This is a genomic window from Allokutzneria albata, assembly GCF_900103775.1.
GTDB classification, from domain to species: Bacteria; Actinomycetota; Actinomycetes; order Mycobacteriales; family Pseudonocardiaceae; genus Allokutzneria; species Allokutzneria albata.
Genome location: NZ_LT629701.1, coordinates 4,536,247 through 4,556,961 on the forward strand (window position 1 = coordinate 4,536,247; position 20,715 = coordinate 4,556,961).

The window sequence follows — 20,715 nt, forward strand, 5'->3', positions numbered from 1 at the left end:
CGGCCCCGCCGCCACGATCAGGAGGTAGCGCCAAATGACCGCTCCGTACCGCACCCACCGGCTCACCCGTTCCCGCAACAGCGTGTTCTTCGGTGTCGCGGGCGGCATCGCGGAGCGCTTCGGCTGGCGCCCCGGCACCGTGCGCCTGGCCTTCGTGGTCTCCTGCGTGCTCCCGGGCCCGCAGATCCTGTTGTACCTGGCCCTGGCGCTGCTGCTGCCCAAGCCGGGATACTGACGCGAATTTTTTACCCGCCATTTCGGACATATAGCGCAATCCCGCCGAACTCGCGTTTCGGCGTCCCGGAGCCGGATTATTCTGTTCTCCTGGAATCGGATGGCAGGAGTCCGGCATGGCTGGCGTATCGGTGCGGCGAGCGGCTGCCTACGGAATCGACGCTCCAGTCGTTTTCGCGGGATTCGGCTTCGCCGTGCTCAGCTGCCTCCTGATGACGACCATCACCGACGGCCCGGCGCCCCTCGTGGGCGCCGGGCTGCTGGCGTTGTGCGCGGCAGTCCAGCTGCACACCACCGTGCGCGGCAAGTTCGTCGCCTGGGACGAGGTCCTCACCGGGCTCCGGCTGCGCGGTCACGAGGAGGTGCTGGACCTGGGCTGCGGCCGGGGTGCCGTGCTCCTCGCCGCGGCCAAGCGGCTCCCGGACGGCGTCGCGGTGGGCGTCGATCTCTGGCGCAGCGTCGACCCCTCCGGCAACGACATCTCCACCACCAGGGAGAACGCGGTTGCGGAGGGGGTGGCCGACCGCGTGCGGCTGCGCACCGGCGACCTGGCCCGGCTGCCGTTGCTGGACGAGTCCTTCGACCTCGTGCTGAGCAGCCTGGCGCTGCACAGCGTCGCGGGAGCGGACGCGCGAGCGGTGGCGATCCGCGAGGCGGTCCGCGTTCTGCGCCCCGGCGGCCGGATCGTGCTGGCCGATATCGGGCACACGCGGCAGTACGCCGCCGCGCTCACCGAACTGGGAATGATCGACGTACACCGTCGTGGCCTCGGCTGGCGAATGTGGTGGAGCGGCCCCTGGGTGCCCACCACGCTGGTGACGGCGCGAAAGCCCTGAAAACCTCACGACAGGGTGGTCACCGCGCGAATCCGGAGCGTCCCCGGACGGCCTGATTCCGCTCATACGTTGCGGTGGCGCATCAGTAGCTCTCAGTTCCCGGATTCCGGGAAACGGGTGAAACAGCGAATTGGGGATGCCGATAACGGGAATTCGGTGTTGCACTGGTGGCGGGCCCACCAACTCCCAGAATTCGCCTGAGTCGAGGGGAAGCAACACCCATGCGAACCATCACGAAGCGCGTACTGACCCTGGCCGCGACAACAGCCGTCTCCGCCGGTCTCGCACTCGGCGGCCTCCCGGCCTCCGCATCGCCAGCAGGCCCCCCGGCACCCGCGACGGCCGCCCAGGTGGACGCCCAGGAGCAGGGAGAAGGTGAGGTCGAGTCGGTCGCGGAGGGCTACGCCACGGTGAAGCTCAAGACCGGCGTCCGGGTGAAGCTGCGCCTCGCGGGCTGCATCGTCATCGGCGGCCCGCTCGTCGAGGGCGTCACGGTGCGACTGGGCGTCAACCTCCTCGGAATCAGAATTCTGGTGGTGTTGTAGCGCCACCGACGACGCCGCGAAGGGGGCGACCGGATTTCCGGTCGCCCCCTTTGTTGTGCCGCCGTGTCCCGACTGAGACAACCACCGGACTCAGGTGAACGCGAAAAGTTTTCTAACGATTTACGCGATTCCTCCGGACTACTGGCCGGGGTCATCCAACAGTGCGGATCCGGGTCACCCTCCGAATTTCTTACCGGCCGGTTCGGCTGGATCGAGTGAATCAGGTCCAGCCTACTTCCCATCTGTCGAGCGAGGAGTTGACTGATGGTCAGTTGGGCATTCACCGGGAGGGGTGCAATTCCATGCGTACTTTCACCAAGCGGGCCCTCGGCCTCGTGGCCGCGACCGCGGTCGGCACGGCACTGGTCCTCGGCGCGGCTCCGGCGGCGTCCGCGGGCACGAGCCACGTGAAGGCCGGTGCGGCCGTGCACGCGGCCGCCAAGGTCGAGGGCAAGGTCACCGCGATCGTCGGCGGCTACGCGACGATCAAGACGAAGGCCGGTGCCTCGGTCAAGGTCCGGCTCGCGGGCTGCGTCGTGATCGGCAAGCTCCGGGTCGGCGTGCACGTGCGGCTGGGCGTGAACCTGCTCGGCATCCGCGTGCTCGTCGTTCTCTAGAGCTCTCCCGACGGGCGGCCGGTCACCGGCCGCCCGTCTTACACGTCCGGGTGGAGCACCCGGGGTTCATGATCATGTCTCGCGATACTGGCGGGGAGGTGCGGGGCGGCGAGGGGAACGGTTGGTGAGCGGCACGGCGTTGTCGGCCGTGGCGGCGGTGCTCGGGGGATTCGGGTTGGCGACCGTCCTGGTCGTGCCCTACATCGCCTGGAGCTACCACCGGCGGGGCGAGCTCGGCCTCGGGCACGCGGTGCTCGGACTGGGGTTCCTGATCTACTCCTTCGCCCTCGTCACCTACACGCTGCTGCCGCTGCCGGAGGTCGACGCGGCGTTCTGCGCGAAGCACGCGGCGGTCACCACTCCCGTGCTGGCGCCGCTGCGGTTCCTCGACGACATGCACAAGTACGACACGTCGGGAATGCGCGCCGTGCTGCGCAACCCCGCGCTGCGCCAGGTGTTGTTCAACGTGGCGCTCTTCGTTCCGCTCGGCATGTTCCTGCGGCACCTGTTCCGCTGCGGCCCGGCGCTGACGTTGCTCACCGGCCTGCTGATCTCGCTCACCGTGGAGAGCACCCAGCTGACCGGCGTGTGGTTCCTCTTCCAGTGCCCGTACCGCCTCTTCGACACCGGCGACCTGGTGTCCAACACCCTCGGCGCGGGCGTCGGCTACCTGCTCGCCCCCGTGCTCAGCCTCGTTCCGGGACAACGCGTTCGCGTGCCGGTGGGCGTGCCCCGCCCGGTGACCAGGCGTCGCCGCCTGCTCGGCATCGCGCTGGACCTGCTCGCCGTGTGGGTCGCGGGCAACGGCCTGCTGTTCGGCGCGAAGCTGGCCAACTGGGCGTTCTACGGCGAGGTCCCGCGGCGCGGCGTGTGGAACCCGTTGCTCACCTCGGTTCTGGCCTACTGGCTGCCCGCTCTGCTGCTGTTGCTGGTGACGCCCTTGCTCGGCAACGGGGGCACGATCGGTCAGCGCATCGTGCTGCTGCGCCCGGCCGACCGCCTCGGCGGTGTTCCCCGGTGGCCGCGCGTCGTGCTGCGCTTCCTGGCCGGCTCCGGCGGGTACTACGTGCTCGTCGGAGCGGTTCCGGACGCGGCGCTGTTGTTGCTGTGCACCAGTTTCGTCTTCCTCGTGCACACCACCGGCGGTCGCGGGCTGAGCGGGGTGCTCGCCGGGCTGACGGTGATCGACTCCCGGGTGGACCGCTACGGCACTAGGGTTGCGCACAACCGCAAATACCGGTTCGAACACCTTCCAGCGGAGGAACACCGATGAGCCTCGATCGTCCCGTCGCCCCCGATCCGTACGCGCTGCTGCCCGAGGTCGCGTCGTTCACGGTCACCTCGGACGACATCGCGGACGGTCAGCCGTTGCCGCTGAAGCACGTGTTCAACGGCATGGGCGCGTCCGGCGAGAACCTCTCCCCCGCCCTGTCCTGGTCCGGTTTTCCCGCCGGGACCAAGAGCTTCGTCGTCACCTGCTTCGACCCCGACGCCCCGACGCCGTCCGGTTTCTGGCACTGGGTGCTGGTGGACATCCCCGCCACCGTGACCTCGCTGCCCACCGGCGCGGGCTCCGGGACCGACCTGCCCGCGGGCGCCTTCCACACCCCCACCGACTTCGGCACCCCCGGCTACGGCGGCGCCGCCCCGCCGCAGGGCGACCGCGCGCACCGCTACTACTTCGTGGTGCACGCCGTCGACGTCGAGTCCCTGGGCGTGGACAAGGACGCCACCGCCGCCGTGGTCAGCTTCAACCTCGCCTTCCACACCCTGGCGCGCGCCATCATCACACCCACCTACGCCCACTAGGCCGAGAGGAAGTCCTCGAGGGGGACGGGGATCATGCCGTCCTCCTTGGCCTTGGCGAGGAAGGCGCTGTAGTCCTCGACGAAGGTCTTGCGGAAGTGCATGAGGATGATGTCGCCGGGCTTCAGCTTGGTGCCGCTCTGGAACTGCATCGCACCGTCGTTGACGGTCTCCGTCCACAGCACGAGCGCCCTGACGCCGCAGTCGGCTGCGGCCTTGCGGGTGGTGTCGTCGTAGTTGCCGTAGGGCGGGCGGAACAGCACGGGGCGCTTGCCGTACTCGCGCTGGTAGGCGTCGGAGGCTCCGCAGATCTCCTTGTGCTGCACCTCGTACGGCTTGCCCCGCAGGTTGGGGTGGCTCAGCGTGTGGTTCTCGATCGTCGCACCGGCCTGGTCGCGGAGGTCCTTGAAGTAGCCGCGGTGGCCCTCGACGTAACGGTCGGTGAGGAACAGCGTCGGGCGGGTCTTGCTGCGCCGCATCAGGTCCAGCGCGGCGGGGTGCGGCACCTGGCCGTCGTCGATGGTGATGAAGACGTAGGGCTTGTCGGTGTGGATGCGCTTCACCACGGGGATGAGTCCGTGATCCGGCGGCGGGATCTTCGCCTGCGGGGTGCCGAAGGCGTAGGGCGCCTCGAAGGACAGGACGGGCGACGGCGGCGGGGGCGCCGGAGCGGGAGGCGGTGGTGGCACAGGGGCGCCGCAGGCGGCTGTGAGTCCCAGCGCGAGAACGCCCGCCACCAGCATCCGACGGGAAGACAAGGGCCGCATGAATCCGTTGTACCCGGGGGAAGAGCCCGTCAACGGGGGCGCCGTGACCAGGGCCACGAACCTTCCGGACACTTGGGACGGACGGGGCGCGGGTACGGTCGGGCTCGACGGAGATCGAAGGGACGCACCGTGCGGCATTTTGACCTGGTGATCATCGGCACCGGCTCGGGGAACTCGATCCTCGACGAGCGCTTCGATGACTGGAACGTGGCCATCGTCGAGAAGGGCGTCTTCGGCGGGACGTGCCTGAACGTCGGTTGCATCCCGACCAAGATGTTCGTGCACACCGCGAACGTGGCGGGCACACCGGCCGCGGGCACCAAGCTGGGCGTGGACGCGGAGCTGCACGGCGTGCGGTGGACCGACATCCGCGACCGGGTGTTCGGCCGGATCGACCCGATCGCGGAGGGCGGCAAGCGCTACCGCGTCGAGGACTGCCCGAACGTCACGGTGTTCACCGGCGCGGCGAGGTTCGTCGGCCCGAAGCAGCTCGACACGGGCACCGGCGAGGTCATCACGGCGGACCGGTTCGTGCTCGCCGCGGGCAGCAGGCCGGTCGTTCCGGACGTCCCCGGCATCAACGAGACCGGCTTCCACACCAACGACACGGTGATGCGGCTGGACGAACTGCCCAGGCGCATGATCATCCTCGGCAGCGGGTTCGTCGCCACCGAGTTCGCGCACGTGTTCTCCTCCTTCGGCGTGGACGTCACGCTGATCGCCCGCTCCGGGACGGTCCTGCGCGCGGAGGACGAGGACATCTCGGCGCGCTTCACCGAACTGGCCGCGCAGCGGTGGGACCTCAGGCTGAACCGCGACACCGTGCGCGCGGAGCGGGTCGACGGCGTGGTGCGGCTGCACCTGACCGGCCCGGACGGCGCCGAGGTCGTCGAGGCCGACGAGCTGCTCGTCGCCGTGGGCCGCACGCCGAACTCCGACACCCTCGACGTGGCGGCGACCGGTGTCGCGACGCACCCGGACGGCCGCGTGGTGGTGGACGAGTTCCAGCGCACCGGGGTCGACGGGATCTGGGCGCTCGGTGACATCTCGTCGCCGTTCCAGCTCAAGCACGTCGCCAACCACGAGTCCCGCGTCGTGCAGCACAACCTGCTGCACCCGGAGAAGCCGCTCGCGTCGGACCACCGGTTCGTGCCGCACGCGGTGTTCTCGTCGCCGGCCATCGCCGCCGTCGGCCTGACCGAGCAGGAGGCGCGCGCGAAGGGCGTGCGCTACGTGACCGCCGTGCAGGAGTACGCGGGCATCGCCTACGGCTGGGCGATGGAGGACACGACGGGCTTCTGCAAGCTGCTCGCCGACCCGGACACCGGCAGGCTGCTCGGCGCGCACATCATCGGTCCCGAGGCGGGGACGCTGATCCAGCCGCTCATCCAGGCCATGCACTTCGGGCTGACCGCGCGCACCATGGCGACCGGCCAGTACTGGATCCACCCCACGATGCCCGAGCTGGTGGAGAACGCCCTGCTCAAGCTCCCCGTGAAGGGCTAGACGAAGCGCGGGCGGCCCGCGACGTACCCGAGTACGACCTGGGCCGCCAGCACCACGAGGACCAGCGTCAGGGACATCGCCCACCCGCCGGTGAGGCCGTGCAGGATGCCGACCGCGAACGGGCCGACCGCCGCGATCAGGTAGCCGAGGCTCTGCGCCATCGCGGACAGCCGCGCGGTCTCCTGGCCGGTGCGCGCCCGCAGCGTGATCAGCGTCAGCGCCAGCGGGAACACGCCCATGCCGATACCGATCAGCAAGATCCACAAGCCGGTCGCGGTCGCCGGGGCGAGGAGCAGTCCGGCGAACCCGGCGAACCCGGTCAGCGCCATCGACACCGCCCACGCGGACTGGGAACGGGCCCTGGCGGCCAGCGGCGGGACGATCATGGAGACCGGCACGCCGAGGACCATCACGATGGCCAGCAGCTGGCCCGCGGTGGTCGCCGAGACCCCGGCGGTGTCGCGCAGGATCTCGGGCAGCCAGCCCATGACCGTGTAGGCGACCAGCGACTGGAACCCGAAGAACACGGTGACCGCCCAGGCCAACGGGCTGCGCAGGAGCGAGCGGCGCGGACCGGCCGTCTCCTCCGCCACCGGCTGCCGGCCGGACCCACCGCGACCGGCGAGCACCCAGGTGACCAGCGCGAGCACGCCGAGCAGCGCCCACATGCCGACCGCGCCGCGCCAGCCGCCCACCAGCTCCTCCAGCGGAGCGGTGAACGCCGCGGCGATCGCGCCACCGGCGGACAGCGCCGCGCTGTAGGCGCCGGTGACCGCGCCGACCTTGGTGGCGGGGAAGGAGTCCTTGACCACCACCGGGATCAGGACGTTGCAGACCGCGATCGCCGCGCAGGCCATGAAGGTGCCCGCGACGAGCACGAGCGGCCCGTCGACGACCCGCAGCGCCAGGCCCGCCGTGAGCAGCGCGAGGGCTCCGGAGATCACCGCGCGGGCGCCGTACCTGCGGCTGAACCATGGCGCGAGCATGCCGACCAGGCCGAAGCACAGGGTCGGGATCGCGGTGACCGCGCTGGTCCATGCGGCGGAAACGCCGAGCGTGTCCCGCACCTCGGACAGCACCGCGGCCAGACTGGTCACCGCGGGACGGAGGTTGGCCGCCGCCAGCATCACGCCCACGACCAGCGCCAGCCCACCGGCCACGCTCGCGGCGGGGGCGGAACGGGTACTGGCAGGCTGGTCGAGCTGGGGCGAGAGCGTCACGCGAGAGAGTATGACAAACATAGGATGTTCGGATGAAAGGATGAGCCTGTGCCTTTGGCCACTACCCGGCGCGCCGGCCTGGTCGAGCAGGTCATCGAGCAGATGCGCGCGCTGGTCACCTCCGGCGAGTGGCCGGTCGGCCGGCGCATCCCGCCCGAGCCGGAGCTGGTGACGGCGCTCGGCGTCGGCCGCAACACCGTGCGCGAGGCGGTCCGCGCGCTCGCGCACGCCGGTCTGCTCGAAGTCCGCCAGGGCGACGGCACCTTCGTCCGCGCCACGAGCGAGCTGTCCGGCGCCGTCCGGCGGCTGTGCGGCTCCGAACTGCGCGACGTGCTGGAGGTGCGCCGCGCACTGGAGGTCGAGGGCGCGCGCCAGGCCGCGACCCGGCGCAGCGCCGAGGACCTGCGCGAGCTGGAGCGCATCCTGGCCGCGCGCGACGCGGCGCTGGAGGCGGGCGACTTCGACCTGATGGTCCAGCTCGACACCGACTTCCACCTGTTCCTGGTGGAGTGCTCGCACAACAACGTGCTCACCGAGCTCTACCGGGGCTTCACCGAGGCGGTCCGCTCCAGCGTCGCGACCACCGTGAACACCAGCCTGCGCCGCGACGAGCACGTTTCGCACACCGAACTGCTCGACGCGGTGCGCGAGCAGGACGCGGAGAAAGCGGTCCGGGAAGCCAGCGGATTCTTGGAAGAGCTACTCGCGAATCTGCCCGGAAAGGACAAAAAAGGACATTAGGGCGATTCCAGCCCCGCATTCAGCCGGGCCATCAGGACGGCGAGGACCCGCTGGTCCTCCTCGTCCCAGTCGGCCAGCGCCGCGCGCAGCCACGCCGCGCGCTCGGCCTGGACGTCGGCGAGCAGGCGCAGCCCGGCCGCCGTGGCGCGCAGCGGGATCGAGCGCGCGTCCGGCGGGTTCTCCACGGGTTCGACCAGACCCGCTGCCTGCAGCTTCGCCACGTGCCTGCTCGCGGTGGACTTGTCGACGGCGAACTGCCTGGCCAGCTCGCCGACGCGGCTGGAGCCCCGCAGCGCGACGGCGACCAGGTACGGATAGGTGATGTGGTCCAGCCCCCGGTAGCCCCGTGACCAGCTGCGCCACACCGCCTTCCGCGCGAACAGCGTGAGCTGTTGCTCCAGTTCCGTCATTCCTGAGCCATTTGTCCGCTCTGTCACATACGCACCATACCTCCCTACTGTTGCGCCATGCAACCGTCAGTCGTAACGTGGTCGTTATCCACACGAAAAGGGGATCGGCATGTGCGGAATCACGGGATGGGTGGCTTATCGGCACGATCTGACGACCGAGCGGGACGCGGTCGCCGCGATGACCGAGACGATGGTCTGCCGCGGCCCCGACGCGGGCGGGACCTGGTTCGCCCGGCACGCGGCGCTCGGCCACCGAAGGCTCTCGGTGATCGACATCGACGGCGGCGCGCAGCCGATGGCCGCCACGCGCGACGGCGAGGTCGAGGCCGTCATCACCTACAGCGGCGAGGCCTACAACTTCAAGGAACTGCGCGCCGAGCTCATCCGGCGCGGGCACGAGTTCTCCACCAGCAGTGACACCGAGGTCGTGCTGCGCTCCTACCTCGAATGGGGCGCGGGGCTGGTCGACCGGCTCAACGGCATGTACGCCTTCGCGGTCTGGGACCTCCGCAGCGAGGAACTGCTGCTCGTGCGCGACCGCCTCGGCATCAAGCCGCTCTACTACTACCCCACCGCGGACGGTGTGCTCTTCGGCTCCGAGCCCAAGGCGATCCTGGCCAACCCGCTCGCCGAGGCAGTCGTCGACGCGGAGGGCTTGGCCGAGTCGATGTCCTTCGTCAAGACGCCCGAGCTGGCGATCCTGAAGGGCGTGCACGAGGTCCGCCCTGGCGGGATGGTGCGCGTCTCGCGCTCGGGCCTGAGCAAGAGCCGGTACTGGCAGCTGGAGGCGCGGGAGCACACCGACGACCTGGACACCACGATCAGCACGGTGCGCGAGCTGCTGGACGACATCGTCGCGCGGCAGCTGATCTCCGACGTGCCGCTGTGCACCCTGCTCTCCGGCGGGCTGGACTCCAGTGCGCTCACCGCGCTCGCGGCCAGGTCGCTCGACGAGCCGGTGCGCTCGTTCTCCGTCAACTTCGCGGGCTACACCGAGAACTTCCAGGCCGACGAGTTCCGCGGCAGCCCGGACGCGCCCTTCGTCACCGACGTCGCCGAGCACGTCGCGGCCGACCACACCGACATCGTGCTCGACAACGCCGACCTGCTCGACGACGGCGCGCGCAAGGCGGTGCTCCGCGCCCGAGACCTGCCGATCTCCATGGGAGACATGGACATCTCGCTCTACCTGCTCTTCCAGGAGATCAGGAAGCGGTCCACGGTCGCGCTCTCCGGCGAGTCGGCGGACGAGGTGTTCGGCGGCTACGCCTGGTTCCACAACGAGAAGGCGGTGAACGCGCCGACCTTCCCGTGGCTGGCCATGCACTTCACCGGCGAGCGGCCAGATCTCCTGCGGGACGGGGTGGCGGACAAGCTCGACCTCGGCGGCTACGTCCGGCAGCGCTACGCGGAAGCGATTGCCGAAGCGCCGAAGCTGCCCGGCGAGTCGGGGAAGGAAGCACGGATGCGGGAGATCAGCTACCTGCACCTGACCCGCTTCGTGAACTCGCTGCTGGACCGCAAGGACCGGATGAGCATGGCCGTCGGGCTCGAGGTGCGCGTGCCGTTCTGCGACCACCGGCTCGTCGAGTACGTCTTCAACGCGCCGTGGGCCATGAAGACCTTCGACGGCAGGGAGAAGAGCCTGCTGCGGGCCGCCACCGCGGACGTGCTGCCGAAGTCCGTGGTCGAGCGGGTGAAGAGCCCGTATCCGTCCACACAGGACACCGGGTACGACGCGGCGCTGCACGAGCGGGTCGGCACGCTGCTGCACGCGGGGACCTCGCGGGCGTTCGAGCTGGTCGACCCGGCCAAGGCGCGGCGGCTGCTGGACCGCGGCTCGTCGGCCGTCGCGCGGCGGCAACTGGAGCTGATCCTGACCCTCGACGGCTGGCTCGGCGACTACGACGTGCGCGTGGAGCTGTGATCTACGGTTGCCCGTAGCCACGGACTCAAGGAGGTCGGCGATGCGCGTTGTCCTTGCGCTGCTCGGGGTTCTCGCGATGACCGGATGCGGGAGCGCACCGCCACCGGCGCCGCCCGCGCCCTCGGACGTGATCTCCCAGCAGCGGGAGCGCATCAACGACCTCGACCGGCAGATCGTCGACCTGCTCGCCCAGCGCAAGGAGGCGTCGGAGGCGGTGCAGCGGGTCCGCACCTCCTCCGGCGGCGGACGCGTCGACCCCGCCCGCGAGCAGGTGATCATCGACAAGTACCGCGCGAAGCTCGGCGACGGCGGCGAGAAGATCGCCAGGGCGATGCTCGAAGCCTTCCGCGGCCCTGCCTCCTGATCAGGCTCCCGGCGGGATGGTGCGCATCCCGCCGGGGGCGCCGCGCTCGATCAGCCGCATGACCGCGTCGGTGTCCAGGTTGTCCGCGACCAGGTCGCCGAGCAGGTCCAGCTGCGCAGCGCGCTGGCTGGCGAACGACACCCCGCCCGCCACCGCGAATCCGTGGCGGCCACTGCGTTCGGCGGCCCAGCGCAGGAACTTCGCGCGGAAGGCGTCGTTCTCGAACAGCCCGTGCCAGTGGGTTCCGGCGACGTTGTCGGTGAGCGCACCCTCGCCTTCGCCGTTGTCCAGCTCCAGCAACGGTTTCTCGGCTGAGCGCACCACCGCGCCGTGGTGGATCTCGTAGCCGTGCACCGCTTCGCCGAACGCCGTGCCCACCGGGCGGTCCAGTGTCTTGCGCTCCCGGAACTCGATGTCCAGGTCGAGCAGCCCGAGCCCGTCGACCTCCCCCGCCGCCGACTCGACCCGGTCGGTGATCCGCGCGCCGAGCATCTGGAACCCGCCGCAGATCCCGGCGAGCGGTAGCCCCTTCGCCGCGTGGCGCGCGACGGCCTCGGCCAAACCCGTGCGCCGCAACCACTCCAGATCGTCCACTGTGGACTTCGAACCGGGGAGCAGGACGAGGTCGGCGTCGGCGACGCGGGAGGGCTCGGTGACGAAACGGACGGAGACCCCGGGCTCGCAGGCCAGCGCCTCCACGTCGGTGGCGTTGGAGATCCGGGGCAGCCGCACCACCGCGACGCGCAGCCACTGCTCCCCGGCGGGCGGGGCGGGGCGTCCGACCACGCCGTCCGCGGTGTAGGACAGGGAGTCCTCCGCGTCGAGCCACAGTTCTTCGCGCCACGGCAGAACGCCGAGCACGGGCCGCCCGGTCAGCTCGGTGATCTGGTCCAGCCCCGGTGCCAGCAGCGCGGGGTCGCCGCGGAACTTGTTGATCACGAACCCGCTGACCAGCGCCTGGTCCGCGGCGTCGAGCAGCGCCAGGGTGCCGAACAGGTGCGCGAAGACCCCGCCCCGGTCGATGTCGCCGACCACCAGAACCGGCAGGTTCGCCGCCCTGGCCAGCCCCATGTTCGCGATGTCGTTGGCGCGCAGGTTGATCTCGGTCGGCGAGCCCGCGCCCTCACAGACCACGACGTCATGCTCCCGCCGCAGGCCGTCCAAAGTGGACGCGACGATCGCGGCGAGCTCCAGCTTGCGCTGCCGGTAGGACAGCGCGCTCACCTGGCCCAGCGCCTTGCCCAGCACGACGACCTGGGAGCTGCGATCGCTGCCCGGCTTCAGCAGCACGGGGTTGAACCGCACCGACGGCTCCAGCCCGGCCGCCGCGGCCTGCACCGCCTGCGCGCGCCCGATCTCACCGCCGTCCGCGGTGACCACGGAGTTGTTGGACATGTTCTGCGCCTTGAACGGCGCGACCCGCACGCCCTGCCGGGCCAGCCAGCGGCACAGCCCGGCGACCAGCACGCTCTTCCCGGCGTCCGACGTGGTCCCCGCGACGAGCAGCGCCCCGCCCAGGCTCATCCGTCCCACCGGTACCGGACGCAGGGCCCGAGCTTCGGGTGCTCGAAGTCCCGCACCGCGACGAAGCCGACGTTCTCCGCCACCCTGGTCGACGCCGCGTTGTCCCGGTGGATGATCACCTCGACCCGCTCCGCGCCCGCGGCGACCGACCGCGCGCACATCTCCCGCAGCGCCGCGGTGGCCACCCCGCGCCCGCGCGCCGGCGCGGCGACCCAGTACGAGGGCTCGGCGATCCCGTCCTTGACGTCCACCGCCGCGTTGCCGAGCGGTTCGCCGGTCTCCGCGTCGACGATCATCCAGGCCAGCGCGTCCCCGGGCAGCGCGGCGATCGCGGTGCGCACGTCCTCGGCGGTGAGGTCCGGGCTGTCCGTGGTCCAGCGCAGGATCTGCTCGTCCTTGGCCTGCTCGGCGTACCAGGCCGCGTCCGCCTCGGACCAGGGTCTGAACTCGATCACGGCAGGGTCAGGATCTCGGAGCCGTCCTTGGTGACGACGATCGTGTGCTCGAACTGCGCGGTGCGCTTCTTGTCCTTGGTGGTGACCGTCCAGCCGTCGTCCCAGATGTCGTAGTCGATCGTGCCGAGGGTGATCATCGGCTCGATGGTGAACGTCATCCCGGGCTCCAGCACGGTGTCCATCTTCGGCTCGTCGTAGTGCAGCACGACGAGACCGCTGTGGAACGATCGGCCGATGCCGTGCCCGGTGAAGTCGCGGACCACGCCGTAGCCGAAGCGCTTGGCGTAGGCCTCGATCACCCGGCCGATCACGTTGATCTGCCTGCCCGGCTTGACCGCCTTGATCGCGCGCATCGTGGCCTCGCGGGTCCGCTCCACCAGCAGCCGGGACTCCTCGTCCACCTCGCCCGCGAGGAAGGTCGCGTTGGTGTCCCCGTGCACGCCACCGATGAAGGCGGTGACGTCCACGTTCACGATGTCGCCGTCGGAGATCACCGTGGAGTCCGGGATGCCGTGGCAGATCACCTCGTTCAGCGAGGTGCAGCAGGACTTCGGGAAGTTCCGGTAGCCCAGGGTGGACGGGTAGGCGTTGTGGTCGCAGAGGAACTCGTGCACCACCGCGTCCACGTGGTCGGTGGTCACGCCGGGCTCGATGGCCTTGCCCGCCTCCTGCAGCGCCTGCGCGGCGAGCCTGCCCGCGACGCGCATCGCCTCGATGACCTCGTCCGGCTGCACCCACGGGTCGGTGTTGCGCTTCGGCGCGGGCTTGTCGACGTACTCGGGCCGGGCGATGTGCGAGGGCACGGGACGGCGCGGGGACTGCTGGCCTGGCTTCAACGGGGCGCTGACGGGCATGGCCCCAGCCTACGACGCCCCGGAGGCCGCCACGCTCGGACCGACCCCAGCAGCGCTCGGCCGGGGCCGGTTCACCGTTGACGGCCATGACGTCACGGAGGGCTTGCGCCACGGACTCGGCCGCGGTGCCGCGGCCGGAGGAACTACCGGACCGCGGCCAGGAACTTCGACGCCACGTCCACCGCGGGCGCCGAGGAGCCCGCGTCCACGATCAGCACCGCGAACGCCAGGTCCCCCCGGTAGCCGACGAACCAGCCGTGCGAGCGCGTGCCGTCGCCGAACTGCGCGGTCCCGGTCTTGCCGTGCACCTCGCCGTTGCGCTGGAGCTTCGTCGCGGTGCCCTCGGTGACCACCTGCCGCATCATCGCGCGGACCGCGTCCATCACCGGCTGCGGCACCGGTTGCTGCTCGGCGTCCACCGTGGTCTTCGCCGCGCCCCTGATCAGGTTGGGCAGCGGCATCGAGCCCTTGGCCGCCGTCGCGGCGACCATGGCCATGCCGAACGGGCTGGCCAGCACCTTGCCCTGGCCGAAGCCGTCCTCGGCGCGCTCGACGACCGCGGTCGCGGGCGGGACCGAACCGGTCACCGTGGTGATGCCGGGGATGACGAAGTCCACGCCGAGGCCGAACTGCTTGGCGGACTTGGTCAGCGCATCCGCGGGCAGCTTGGTCGCCAGCTCGGCGAAGGTCGTGTTGCACGAGCGGGCGAAGGCGCGGTGCAGCGGGACCGTGCCGAGCTCGAACTCGTTGTCGTTGGGGATCTTGCGACCCTGGATGGTCCAGGTCGCCGGGCAGGGCAGCTCCGTTCCGGAGTCGGCCACCCCGCCGCCGAGCGCCGCGGCCGCCGTGACGATCTTGAACGTGGAGCCCGGCGGGTAGCGCCCGGTCAGCGCCACCGCGCCCTGGGCGTCCGCGGCCCCGTTCTGCGCCACCGCGAGCACGTCACCGCTGGACGGCTGGAGCGCCACGATCATCGCCGCGTTGCCGACCGGCTCGACCGCCTCCTCCGCCGCCGCCTGGACGGCGCGGCTGAGCGAGGTCGAGACGGCCTGCGCGGGCACGGCCTTCTCGTCGACCAGTGTCTCGACCTCGTTGCCGCCCGCGTTCACCGAGTAGATCCGGTAGCCGGCCTTGCCCTCGATCCGGGACTCGACCGCCTTGCGGATCCCGGGCAGCACCTGGGCGGCGAAGGAGCGGTCCGGTGCCAGCAGCCGGTTCTGCGAGCTGAACCGCACCCCGGGCAGGTCGTAGATCTGCGCCTTCACCTTCTGGTAGTCGGGATCGCGCAGCAGCGCCACCGCGTAGGCCTGACCCTCCGGCGTCTTCCCCGCTCTGTCCACAATGGACTGCTGGGTGATGTCGGAGTCGAAGCGGTTCAGCGCGGTGGCCAGCGCGGCGGCCACGCCGTTGAGGTCCCCGGCCTGCTTGCGGTCAAGCAGCACCGAGACGACCTTCTCCGCCGCGAGCAGCGACCCGCCGTCGCGGTCCAGGATCGGCGCCGGATCGGGCTGTTGTTCCCGCAGCGCCAGGGTCTGCTGGGCGGAGAGCTTCGGGTGGATCGCCTCCGGCGTCCAGTGCACCTGCCACTGCTTCTCGCCGCGGCGCAGTTCGAGGGTGCCCTTGTAGCCCCAGATCCGGTTCTTCCCCAGGTCCCACTCGGCGGTGTAGGTCACCGTCGCGGTGTCGCCCTTGGCCACCGGTTCGTCGAGGGTGGTCTTGATCGCCACGGGCTTGAGCGCGGCGCGGACCTTGTCCATCAGGTCCTTCGCGGCCTGCGCGTCATCGGTGTTCCTGGACGCGGTCGTGGTGTCCCCGCCGGCGAACGCGCTGAGGAACGTGCGGGCGGCGACCTCCGGTTTCGCCTCGGAGCCGAACAGCCCGCAGCCCGCGACGGGCAGGAGGAGGAGCACGGCCGCGACCAGCCTGGCCGAGCGGATGCGAGGTGGCTGTGCTGACACGGCGCACAGTGTGCCAGCGCCCACCGGCACTAGAACAGGACAGTGCTGAACTGGCCGACCTGGCTGAAGCCGATGCTGGCGTAGGCCGCGCGCGCAGGCGCGTTGTAGCCGTTGACGTAGAGGCTGGCCACCCGGCCGAGCCCGCGCACGAGCCGGTCGGCGACGGCGGCGGTTCCCGCGGCACCCAGGCCCTGACCTCGGCGTTCCGGCCGCACCCAGACACCCTGGATCTGGCCGACCCGCGCCGACATCGCGCCGATCTCGGCCTTGAAGACGACCTCGCCGTCCTCGAAGCGGGCGAACGCGCGCCCCGCGGCCACCAGCTCGGCGACGCGCGCGCGATAACCGACTCCGCCGTCCTCGGCCCGGGGGTCGATGCCGACCTCCTCGATGAACATCGCGATGGCGGCGGGCAAGTAGCGGTCCAGCTCGTCCGGCCGCACCGGGCGCACCAGGGGGTCGGGCGGGACCGTCGGTGCGCCGGCCAGCGCCATCAGCGGCTGGTCGGCGCGGACCTCCCGGGCGGGGCCCCACTCCGGCTCCAGTTCCTGCCAGAGCCCGAGGACCTGTTCGGCGGGGCCCACGAGCGAAGAGCACGCGCGGCGGCGGCGCAGCGCCCGGTCGGCGAAGGCGCGCAGCGCGGCGGGACCACCCGCGAGCGGCACCAGGTTCGCGCCCGAGAAGCACATCCCGTCCCGGCCGAAGCCCCAGAGCTCACCACCGAGCCGCCACGGATCGGTGCCCGCGACCTCGACGCGCGAGGAGACCATGCACGACGCGACGGGATCGGCGTCCAGAACGGCACGCACCGCCCGAAGATCGCCTTCGTCGAGCAGCCGAGCCCCGGCAAGCTTCAGCACTCTCCAAGACTGCCAGACCTCGGGCCGAACGCGCGCCGGTTGCCCCCCGGTTGGCCGTATCCCCCGCTACTCCCATCACAGCGCGTAAGCGGGTCTTCACGTACCCCCGGCCCCACCCGGACCGGTCTCCGACGACGGGGGAGGGAGGCCGTGAAGACGCCGCAACGCCGACGGGGGAGGTCAGGAGACGCTGACGACGGGAGCGCCGGAGGGCTCGCCCGCGTCCTCCATCTCCTCGGCGATGCGCATGGCCTCCTCGATCAGGGTCTCCACGATCTTGTGCTCGGGCACGGTCTTGATGACCTCGCCCTTCACGAAGATCTGGCCCTTGCCGTTGCCGGAGGCGACGCCGAGATCGGCCTCGCGCGCCTCGCCGGGGCCGTTGACGACGCAGCCCATGACGGCCACGCGCAGCGGCACCTCCATGCCCTCGAGACCCGCGGTGACCTGTTCGGCCAGCGTGTAGACGTCGACCTGGGCGCGACCGCAGGACGGGCAGGAGACGATCTCCAGCTTGCGCGGGCGCAGGTTCAGCGACTGCAGGATCTGGGTGCCGACCTTGATCTCCTCGACCGGCGGGGCGGACAGCGAGACCCGGATGGTGTCGCCGATGCCCTTGGACAGCAGCGCGCCGAAGGCCACCGCCGACTTGATGGTGCCCTGGAACGCCGGGCCCGCCTCGGTGACGCCCAGGTGCAGCGGGTAGTCGCACTGCTCGGCCAGCAGCTCGTAGGCGCGCACCATGACCACCGGGTCGTTGTGCTTCACCGAGATCTTGATGTCGTGGAAGTCGTGCTCGGCGAACAGCGAGGCCTCCCACAGCGCGGACTCGACCAGCGCCTCCGGGGTGGCCTTGCCGTATTTCTGCAGCAGCCGCGGATCGAGCGACCCGGCGTTCACGCCGATGCGGATCGGAGTTCCGTGGTCGGCCGCCGCCTTCGCGATCTCACCGACCTTGTCGTCGAACTTGCGAATGTTTCCGGGATTCACCCGAACAGCCGCACAACCGGCCTCGATCGCGGCGAAAACGTATTTCGGCTGGAAATGAATGTCGGCGATGACGGGAATCTGCGACTTCTTCGCGATCGCCGGGAGCGCGTCCGCGTCGTCCTGGGACGGGCAGGCGACGCGCACGATGTCGCAGCCCGCCGCGGTCAGCTCGGCGATCTGCTGCAGCGTCGCGTTGACGTCGGAGGTCAGCGTCGTGGTCATCGACTGGACGGAGATGGGCGAGTCGCTGCCGACGCCGACGGAGCCGACCTTGAGCTGACGGGTCTTGCGCCGCTGTCCGAGCACCGGAGCGGGCAGGCCCGGCATTCCGAGCATCACGCCGTCGACGGACATGTATTTCAACTCCCGGGATGAGGATCTTCGTGCGAGCTGCGGAGCACCACTGCCGCCTTCCACTGTACGGCCCCGGAGGAGCCGGGTGGAAACGCCGGGGGTGCGCCCGGAATCCATACAACAAATGTGAGCGGTGCCACAAGGCCCGAAAAACAATGGGCGCGGCACCGCTCACATTCGGTAGTTCGTCACTGGCCGCCCAGGCGCAGCGGGTTCACCACATCAGCGGTGATGGTCAGCAGCATCAGCGCACCACCGAGGAAAATCATCACGTAGGTGAGCGGAAGCAGCTTCGTGTAGTCCACCGGCGCCCCGATCGGGCGACCTCGCATTCGCCGGATCGAGTTACGGGCCTTTTCATAAAGATTCACCGCGATGTGCCCGCCGTCCAGCGGGAGCAGCGGCAGCAGGTTGAACACGCCGATGAACAGGTTGAGCATCGCCAGCAGGATGAGGAAGACCTCCCACAGGCCGCGCTCGACCGCGTCCCCGCCCATGATGCTGGCGCCGACCACGCTGACCGGGCGCTCCGGGTTGTCGTCCCCGAAGATCGCCTTCACCACGACCGGCACCTTCTCCGGCAGCCGCTTCAGCCCCTCCCAGGCGTTCTGGAACAGCAGCCCGGTGAACTCGAAGGTCGGCCCGACGGCCGAGAACGCGCCGTAGGAGATGGTGCTCGCGTTGGCCAGGCCGACCGCGCCGACGGTTTCCAGGCGGTCGTCACCGGGCTTGGCACCCAGCGGCATCCTGCGCACCTGGGCGACGTCGATGGTCAGCGTCATCCGCTGCCCGTCGCGCTCGACCACGAACTGCGTCGGGCCGCTCGCCGCCCTGGTCGTGTTGAGGACGTCGGAGTAGACCGGGGTGTCCTTGCCCGCGACGCTGAGGATGCGGTCGCCCGGGCGCAGGCCCGCGGCCAGCGCGGGCGCCTTGTCACCGGGGGCGCACGGGACGAGCTTGCCGGTCTTGGTGTCCTGACCGGCGGGCACGCACTGGCTGACCTCGCCGACGATCGGCTTGTTCTCCAGGTTGGGCATGCCCGTGGAGACGGCCATGAAGTACACGACCAGCACACCGATGATGAAGTGCATCACCGAGCCCGCGGCCAGCACGACGACGCGCTTCCACACCTTCTGGTTGTAGAAGGCCCGCTTCCGGTCGGCCGGGTCGACCTCCTCAAGCGCGGTCATGCCGATGATGCGCACGTAGCCGCCCGCCGGGATGGCCTTGAGCCCGTACTCGGTCTCGCCCTTCCGGAAGGAGAAGATCCGCGGCCCGAACCCGATGAAGTACTCGGTGGCCTTCATCCCGAACATCTTCGCGGTCAGCAGGTGACCGAACTCGTGCAGGGCGATGGACACCCCGATGGCGAGTGCGAAGAGCAGCACGCCGAAAACGAACGACACGTTTCTAGTTCCTTCCAGCGGTGGCTGGGCCGCCCACCGCGCCCACCAGCTCCTGAGCCCGAACCCTGGCCCACTGCTCCGCGGCCAGCACCTCGTCCACCGTAGACGGTTCCGCGCGCCACTGGTCCGCCTCGTCCACGACGCGCTGCACGGTGTCCACGATCGACAGGAACGAGGTGCGCCCGGCGAAGAACGCCTCGACCGCCTCCTCGTTGGCCGCGTTGTACACGGCGGGCACGCAGCCGCCCGCCATCCCGGCCTGGCGCGCCAGGCGCACCGCCGGGAACGTCTCGTCGTCGACCGGCTCGAAGGTCCACGAGGACGCGGTGTCGAACACGCACGGCCGCGCGGCGCCCGGCACCCGGTCCGGCCAGTTCAGCGCGAGCGAGATGGGCAGCCGCATGTCCGGCGGGCTGGCCTGGGCCAGAGTCGAGCCGTCGACGAAGGTGACCATCGAGTGGATGATCGACTGCGGGTGCACGACCACGTCGATGCGCTCGTAGGGCAGGTCGTAGAGCAGCTTCGCCTCGATCAGCTCCAGGCCCTTGTTGACCAGGGTGGCGGAGTTGATCGTGATCACCCGGCCCATCGCCCAGGTGGGGTGGTTCATCGCCTGCGCGACGGTGACCTCGGTCAGCTCCTCGCGGCGGCGGCCGCGGAACGGCCCGCCGGAGGCCGTCACCACCAGCCGGGCCACCTCCTCGGCCCGGCCGCCCCGCAGGCACTGGGCGAGCGCGGAGTGCTCGGAGTCCACCGGCACGATCTGGCCCGGCTTCGCCGCCTTGAGCACCAGCGGCCCGCCCGCGATCAGCGACTCCTTGTTGGCCAGCGCCAGGATCGAGCCGGTCGCGAGCGCGTCCAGCGTCGGGACCAGGCCCATCGAGCCGGGCAGGGCGTTGAGCACCATGTCCACGGGGGTGCTCGCGATCAGCTCGCGGATGGCCTCCGGCCCGGCGAGCACCCTGGGCAGCCGGAACTCACCGCGCTCGAACCCGCGCCGCTGCGCCTCCGCGTACAGCGCGAGCTGCAGGTCCTCGGCCGCGCTCGCCCTGCTCAGCGCGATCGCCTCGACCCCGAACTCCAGCGCCTGCGCGGCGACGGCCGCCGGGTCACCACCGCCCGCCGCGATACCGGCGACCCGGAACAGGGCGGGCGCGGCGCGGACGACGTCGAGCGCCTGCGTCCCGATCGAGCCCGTCGAACCGAGCACAAGCACAGAGCGCTGACCAGCGCCGGAAGCAGTCATAACGGCCATTCTCCCCGATCGTGGGACTCGGGCCGCGAGGCGCGCAACGCCCGGCGGCGGGATCATGACCATGTTGTCGCATCCGGTTGTGACGG

General features: G+C 70.6%; 21 protein-coding genes. 10 read left to right on the forward strand and 11 right to left on the reverse strand.

Annotated features, from left to right (window positions below; translation table 11 throughout):
- Nucleotides 1-34: 34 nt before the first annotated feature.
- From BLT28_RS20130 to BLT28_RS20155, 6 genes are all read left to right on the forward strand, one after another.
- Nucleotides 35-235 carry a PspC domain-containing protein gene (locus BLT28_RS20130; protein WP_030430474.1) on the forward strand — a complete coding sequence of 67 codons (201 nt, stop codon included), beginning with the start codon at nucleotides 35-37 and terminating at the stop codon, nucleotides 233-235.
- A gap of 115 nt (nucleotides 236-350) precedes the next feature.
- Nucleotides 351-1,070: a class I SAM-dependent methyltransferase gene (locus BLT28_RS20135; RefSeq protein ID WP_030430475.1), complete on the forward strand. Its 720-nt coding sequence runs from the start codon at nucleotides 351-353 to the stop codon at nucleotides 1,068-1,070.
- 221 nt (nucleotides 1,071-1,291) lie between these two features.
- Nucleotides 1,292-1,615, forward strand: a complete 324-nt coding sequence (locus tag BLT28_RS40300) for a hypothetical protein (protein ID WP_156051099.1) — start codon at nucleotides 1,292-1,294, stop codon at nucleotides 1,613-1,615.
- Nucleotides 1,616-1,917: 302 nt separating this feature from the next.
- Nucleotides 1,918-2,232, forward strand: a complete 315-nt coding sequence (locus BLT28_RS20145) for a hypothetical protein (protein ID WP_030430477.1) — start codon at nucleotides 1,918-1,920, stop codon at nucleotides 2,230-2,232.
- 124 nt (nucleotides 2,233-2,356) lie between these two features.
- Nucleotides 2,357-3,505: a VanZ family protein gene (locus BLT28_RS20150; protein ID WP_052407490.1), complete on the forward strand. Its 1,149-nt coding sequence runs from the start codon at nucleotides 2,357-2,359 to the stop codon at nucleotides 3,503-3,505.
- Nucleotides 3,502-4,041 carry a YbhB/YbcL family Raf kinase inhibitor-like protein gene (locus BLT28_RS20155; protein WP_030430479.1) on the forward strand — a complete coding sequence of 180 codons (540 nt, stop codon included), beginning with the start codon at nucleotides 3,502-3,504 and terminating at the stop codon, nucleotides 4,039-4,041. Before BLT28_RS20150 ends, BLT28_RS20155 begins: the two co-directional genes overlap by 4 nt.
- Here the strand turns inward: BLT28_RS20155 and BLT28_RS20160 are convergent.
- Nucleotides 4,038-4,805 (reverse strand): polysaccharide deacetylase family protein, encoded by a 768-nt coding sequence (locus BLT28_RS20160; protein ID WP_231950353.1) that lies wholly within the window; start codon nucleotides 4,803-4,805, stop codon nucleotides 4,038-4,040. The two genes, BLT28_RS20155 and BLT28_RS20160, sit on opposite strands and share 4 nt — an antisense overlap.
- A gap of 129 nt (nucleotides 4,806-4,934) precedes the next feature.
- On the opposite strand from BLT28_RS20160, the gene BLT28_RS20165 reads away from it, so the two are divergent.
- Nucleotides 4,935-6,311, forward strand: a complete 1,377-nt coding sequence (locus tag BLT28_RS20165; protein WP_030430481.1) for a mycothione reductase — start codon at nucleotides 4,935-4,937, stop codon at nucleotides 6,309-6,311.
- Here the strand turns inward: BLT28_RS20165 and BLT28_RS20170 are convergent.
- Nucleotides 6,308-7,531 (reverse strand): CynX/NimT family MFS transporter, encoded by a 1,224-nt coding sequence (locus tag BLT28_RS20170; RefSeq protein ID WP_030430482.1) that lies wholly within the window; start codon nucleotides 7,529-7,531, stop codon nucleotides 6,308-6,310. The genes BLT28_RS20165 and BLT28_RS20170 overlap by 4 nt on opposite strands.
- 48 nt (nucleotides 7,532-7,579) lie before the next feature.
- On the opposite strand from BLT28_RS20170, the gene BLT28_RS20175 reads away from it, so the two are divergent.
- Nucleotides 7,580-8,272 (forward strand): FadR/GntR family transcriptional regulator, encoded by a 693-nt coding sequence (locus BLT28_RS20175; protein WP_030430483.1) that lies wholly within the window; start codon nucleotides 7,580-7,582, stop codon nucleotides 8,270-8,272.
- Here BLT28_RS20175 and BLT28_RS20180 read toward each other — a convergent pair.
- Nucleotides 8,269-8,682 carry a MarR family winged helix-turn-helix transcriptional regulator gene (locus tag BLT28_RS20180; RefSeq protein ID WP_052407492.1) on the reverse strand — a complete coding sequence of 138 codons (414 nt, stop codon included), beginning with the start codon at nucleotides 8,680-8,682 and terminating at the stop codon, nucleotides 8,269-8,271. The genes BLT28_RS20175 and BLT28_RS20180 overlap by 4 nt on opposite strands.
- A gap of 109 nt (nucleotides 8,683-8,791) precedes the next feature.
- Between BLT28_RS20180 and asnB the strand changes: the two genes are divergently transcribed.
- Together asnB and BLT28_RS20190 are read left to right on the forward strand one after the other, a co-directional pair.
- On the forward strand, nucleotides 8,792-10,609 hold the full coding sequence (asnB, locus tag BLT28_RS20185) for an asparagine synthase (glutamine-hydrolyzing) (RefSeq protein WP_030430485.1): 1,818 nt from the start codon (nucleotides 8,792-8,794) through the stop codon (nucleotides 10,607-10,609).
- Between the two features lie 40 nt (nucleotides 10,610-10,649).
- Nucleotides 10,650-10,973, forward strand: coding sequence for a chorismate mutase (locus tag BLT28_RS20190; protein WP_052407493.1), 324 nt, complete (start codon nucleotides 10,650-10,652; stop codon nucleotides 10,971-10,973).
- Here BLT28_RS20190 and BLT28_RS20195 read toward each other — a convergent pair whose 3' ends face one another.
- The 8 genes from BLT28_RS20195 to dxr all read right to left on the reverse strand — a co-directional run bounded on the left by BLT28_RS20195 (nucleotide 10,974) and on the right by dxr (nucleotide 20,629).
- Nucleotides 10,974-12,497, reverse strand: a complete 1,524-nt coding sequence (locus BLT28_RS20195; RefSeq protein WP_043812135.1) for a cobyric acid synthase — start codon at nucleotides 12,495-12,497, stop codon at nucleotides 10,974-10,976. It lies immediately after the preceding gene.
- Nucleotides 12,494-12,952, reverse strand: coding sequence for a GNAT family N-acetyltransferase (locus BLT28_RS20200; protein ID WP_052407494.1), 459 nt, complete (start codon nucleotides 12,950-12,952; stop codon nucleotides 12,494-12,496). The genes BLT28_RS20195 and BLT28_RS20200 overlap by 4 nt, the downstream gene beginning before the upstream one ends.
- Entirely contained in the window at nucleotides 12,949-13,806 is an 858-nt protein-coding gene (map, locus tag BLT28_RS20205) for a type I methionyl aminopeptidase (RefSeq protein ID WP_030430489.1), read from the reverse strand. The genes BLT28_RS20200 and map overlap by 4 nt, the downstream gene beginning before the upstream one ends.
- Nucleotides 13,807-13,949: 143 nt before the next feature.
- On the reverse strand, nucleotides 13,950-15,764 hold the full coding sequence (locus BLT28_RS20210; protein ID WP_231950354.1) for a penicillin-binding transpeptidase domain-containing protein: 1,815 nt from the start codon (nucleotides 15,762-15,764) through the stop codon (nucleotides 13,950-13,952).
- Nucleotides 15,765-15,793: 29 nt separating this feature from the next.
- Nucleotides 15,794-16,624: a GNAT family N-acetyltransferase gene (locus BLT28_RS20215; protein WP_030430491.1), complete on the reverse strand. Its 831-nt coding sequence runs from the start codon at nucleotides 16,622-16,624 to the stop codon at nucleotides 15,794-15,796.
- Between the two features lie 180 nt (nucleotides 16,625-16,804).
- The gene (gene ispG, locus BLT28_RS20220; protein WP_030430492.1) at nucleotides 16,805-17,968 is read right to left on the reverse strand and encodes a flavodoxin-dependent (E)-4-hydroxy-3-methylbut-2-enyl-diphosphate synthase; all 1,164 of its coding nucleotides are present in this window, start codon (nucleotides 17,966-17,968) and stop codon (nucleotides 16,805-16,807) included.
- 188 nt (nucleotides 17,969-18,156) lie between these two features.
- Nucleotides 18,157-19,374, reverse strand: coding sequence for a M50 family metallopeptidase (locus BLT28_RS20225; protein ID WP_030430493.1), 1,218 nt, complete (start codon nucleotides 19,372-19,374; stop codon nucleotides 18,157-18,159).
- 4 nt (nucleotides 19,375-19,378) lie between these two features.
- Nucleotides 19,379-20,629 (reverse strand): 1-deoxy-D-xylulose-5-phosphate reductoisomerase, encoded by a 1,251-nt coding sequence (gene dxr, locus BLT28_RS20230; RefSeq protein ID WP_043812139.1) that lies wholly within the window; start codon nucleotides 20,627-20,629, stop codon nucleotides 19,379-19,381.
- Nucleotides 20,630-20,715: the final 86 nt, after the last annotated feature.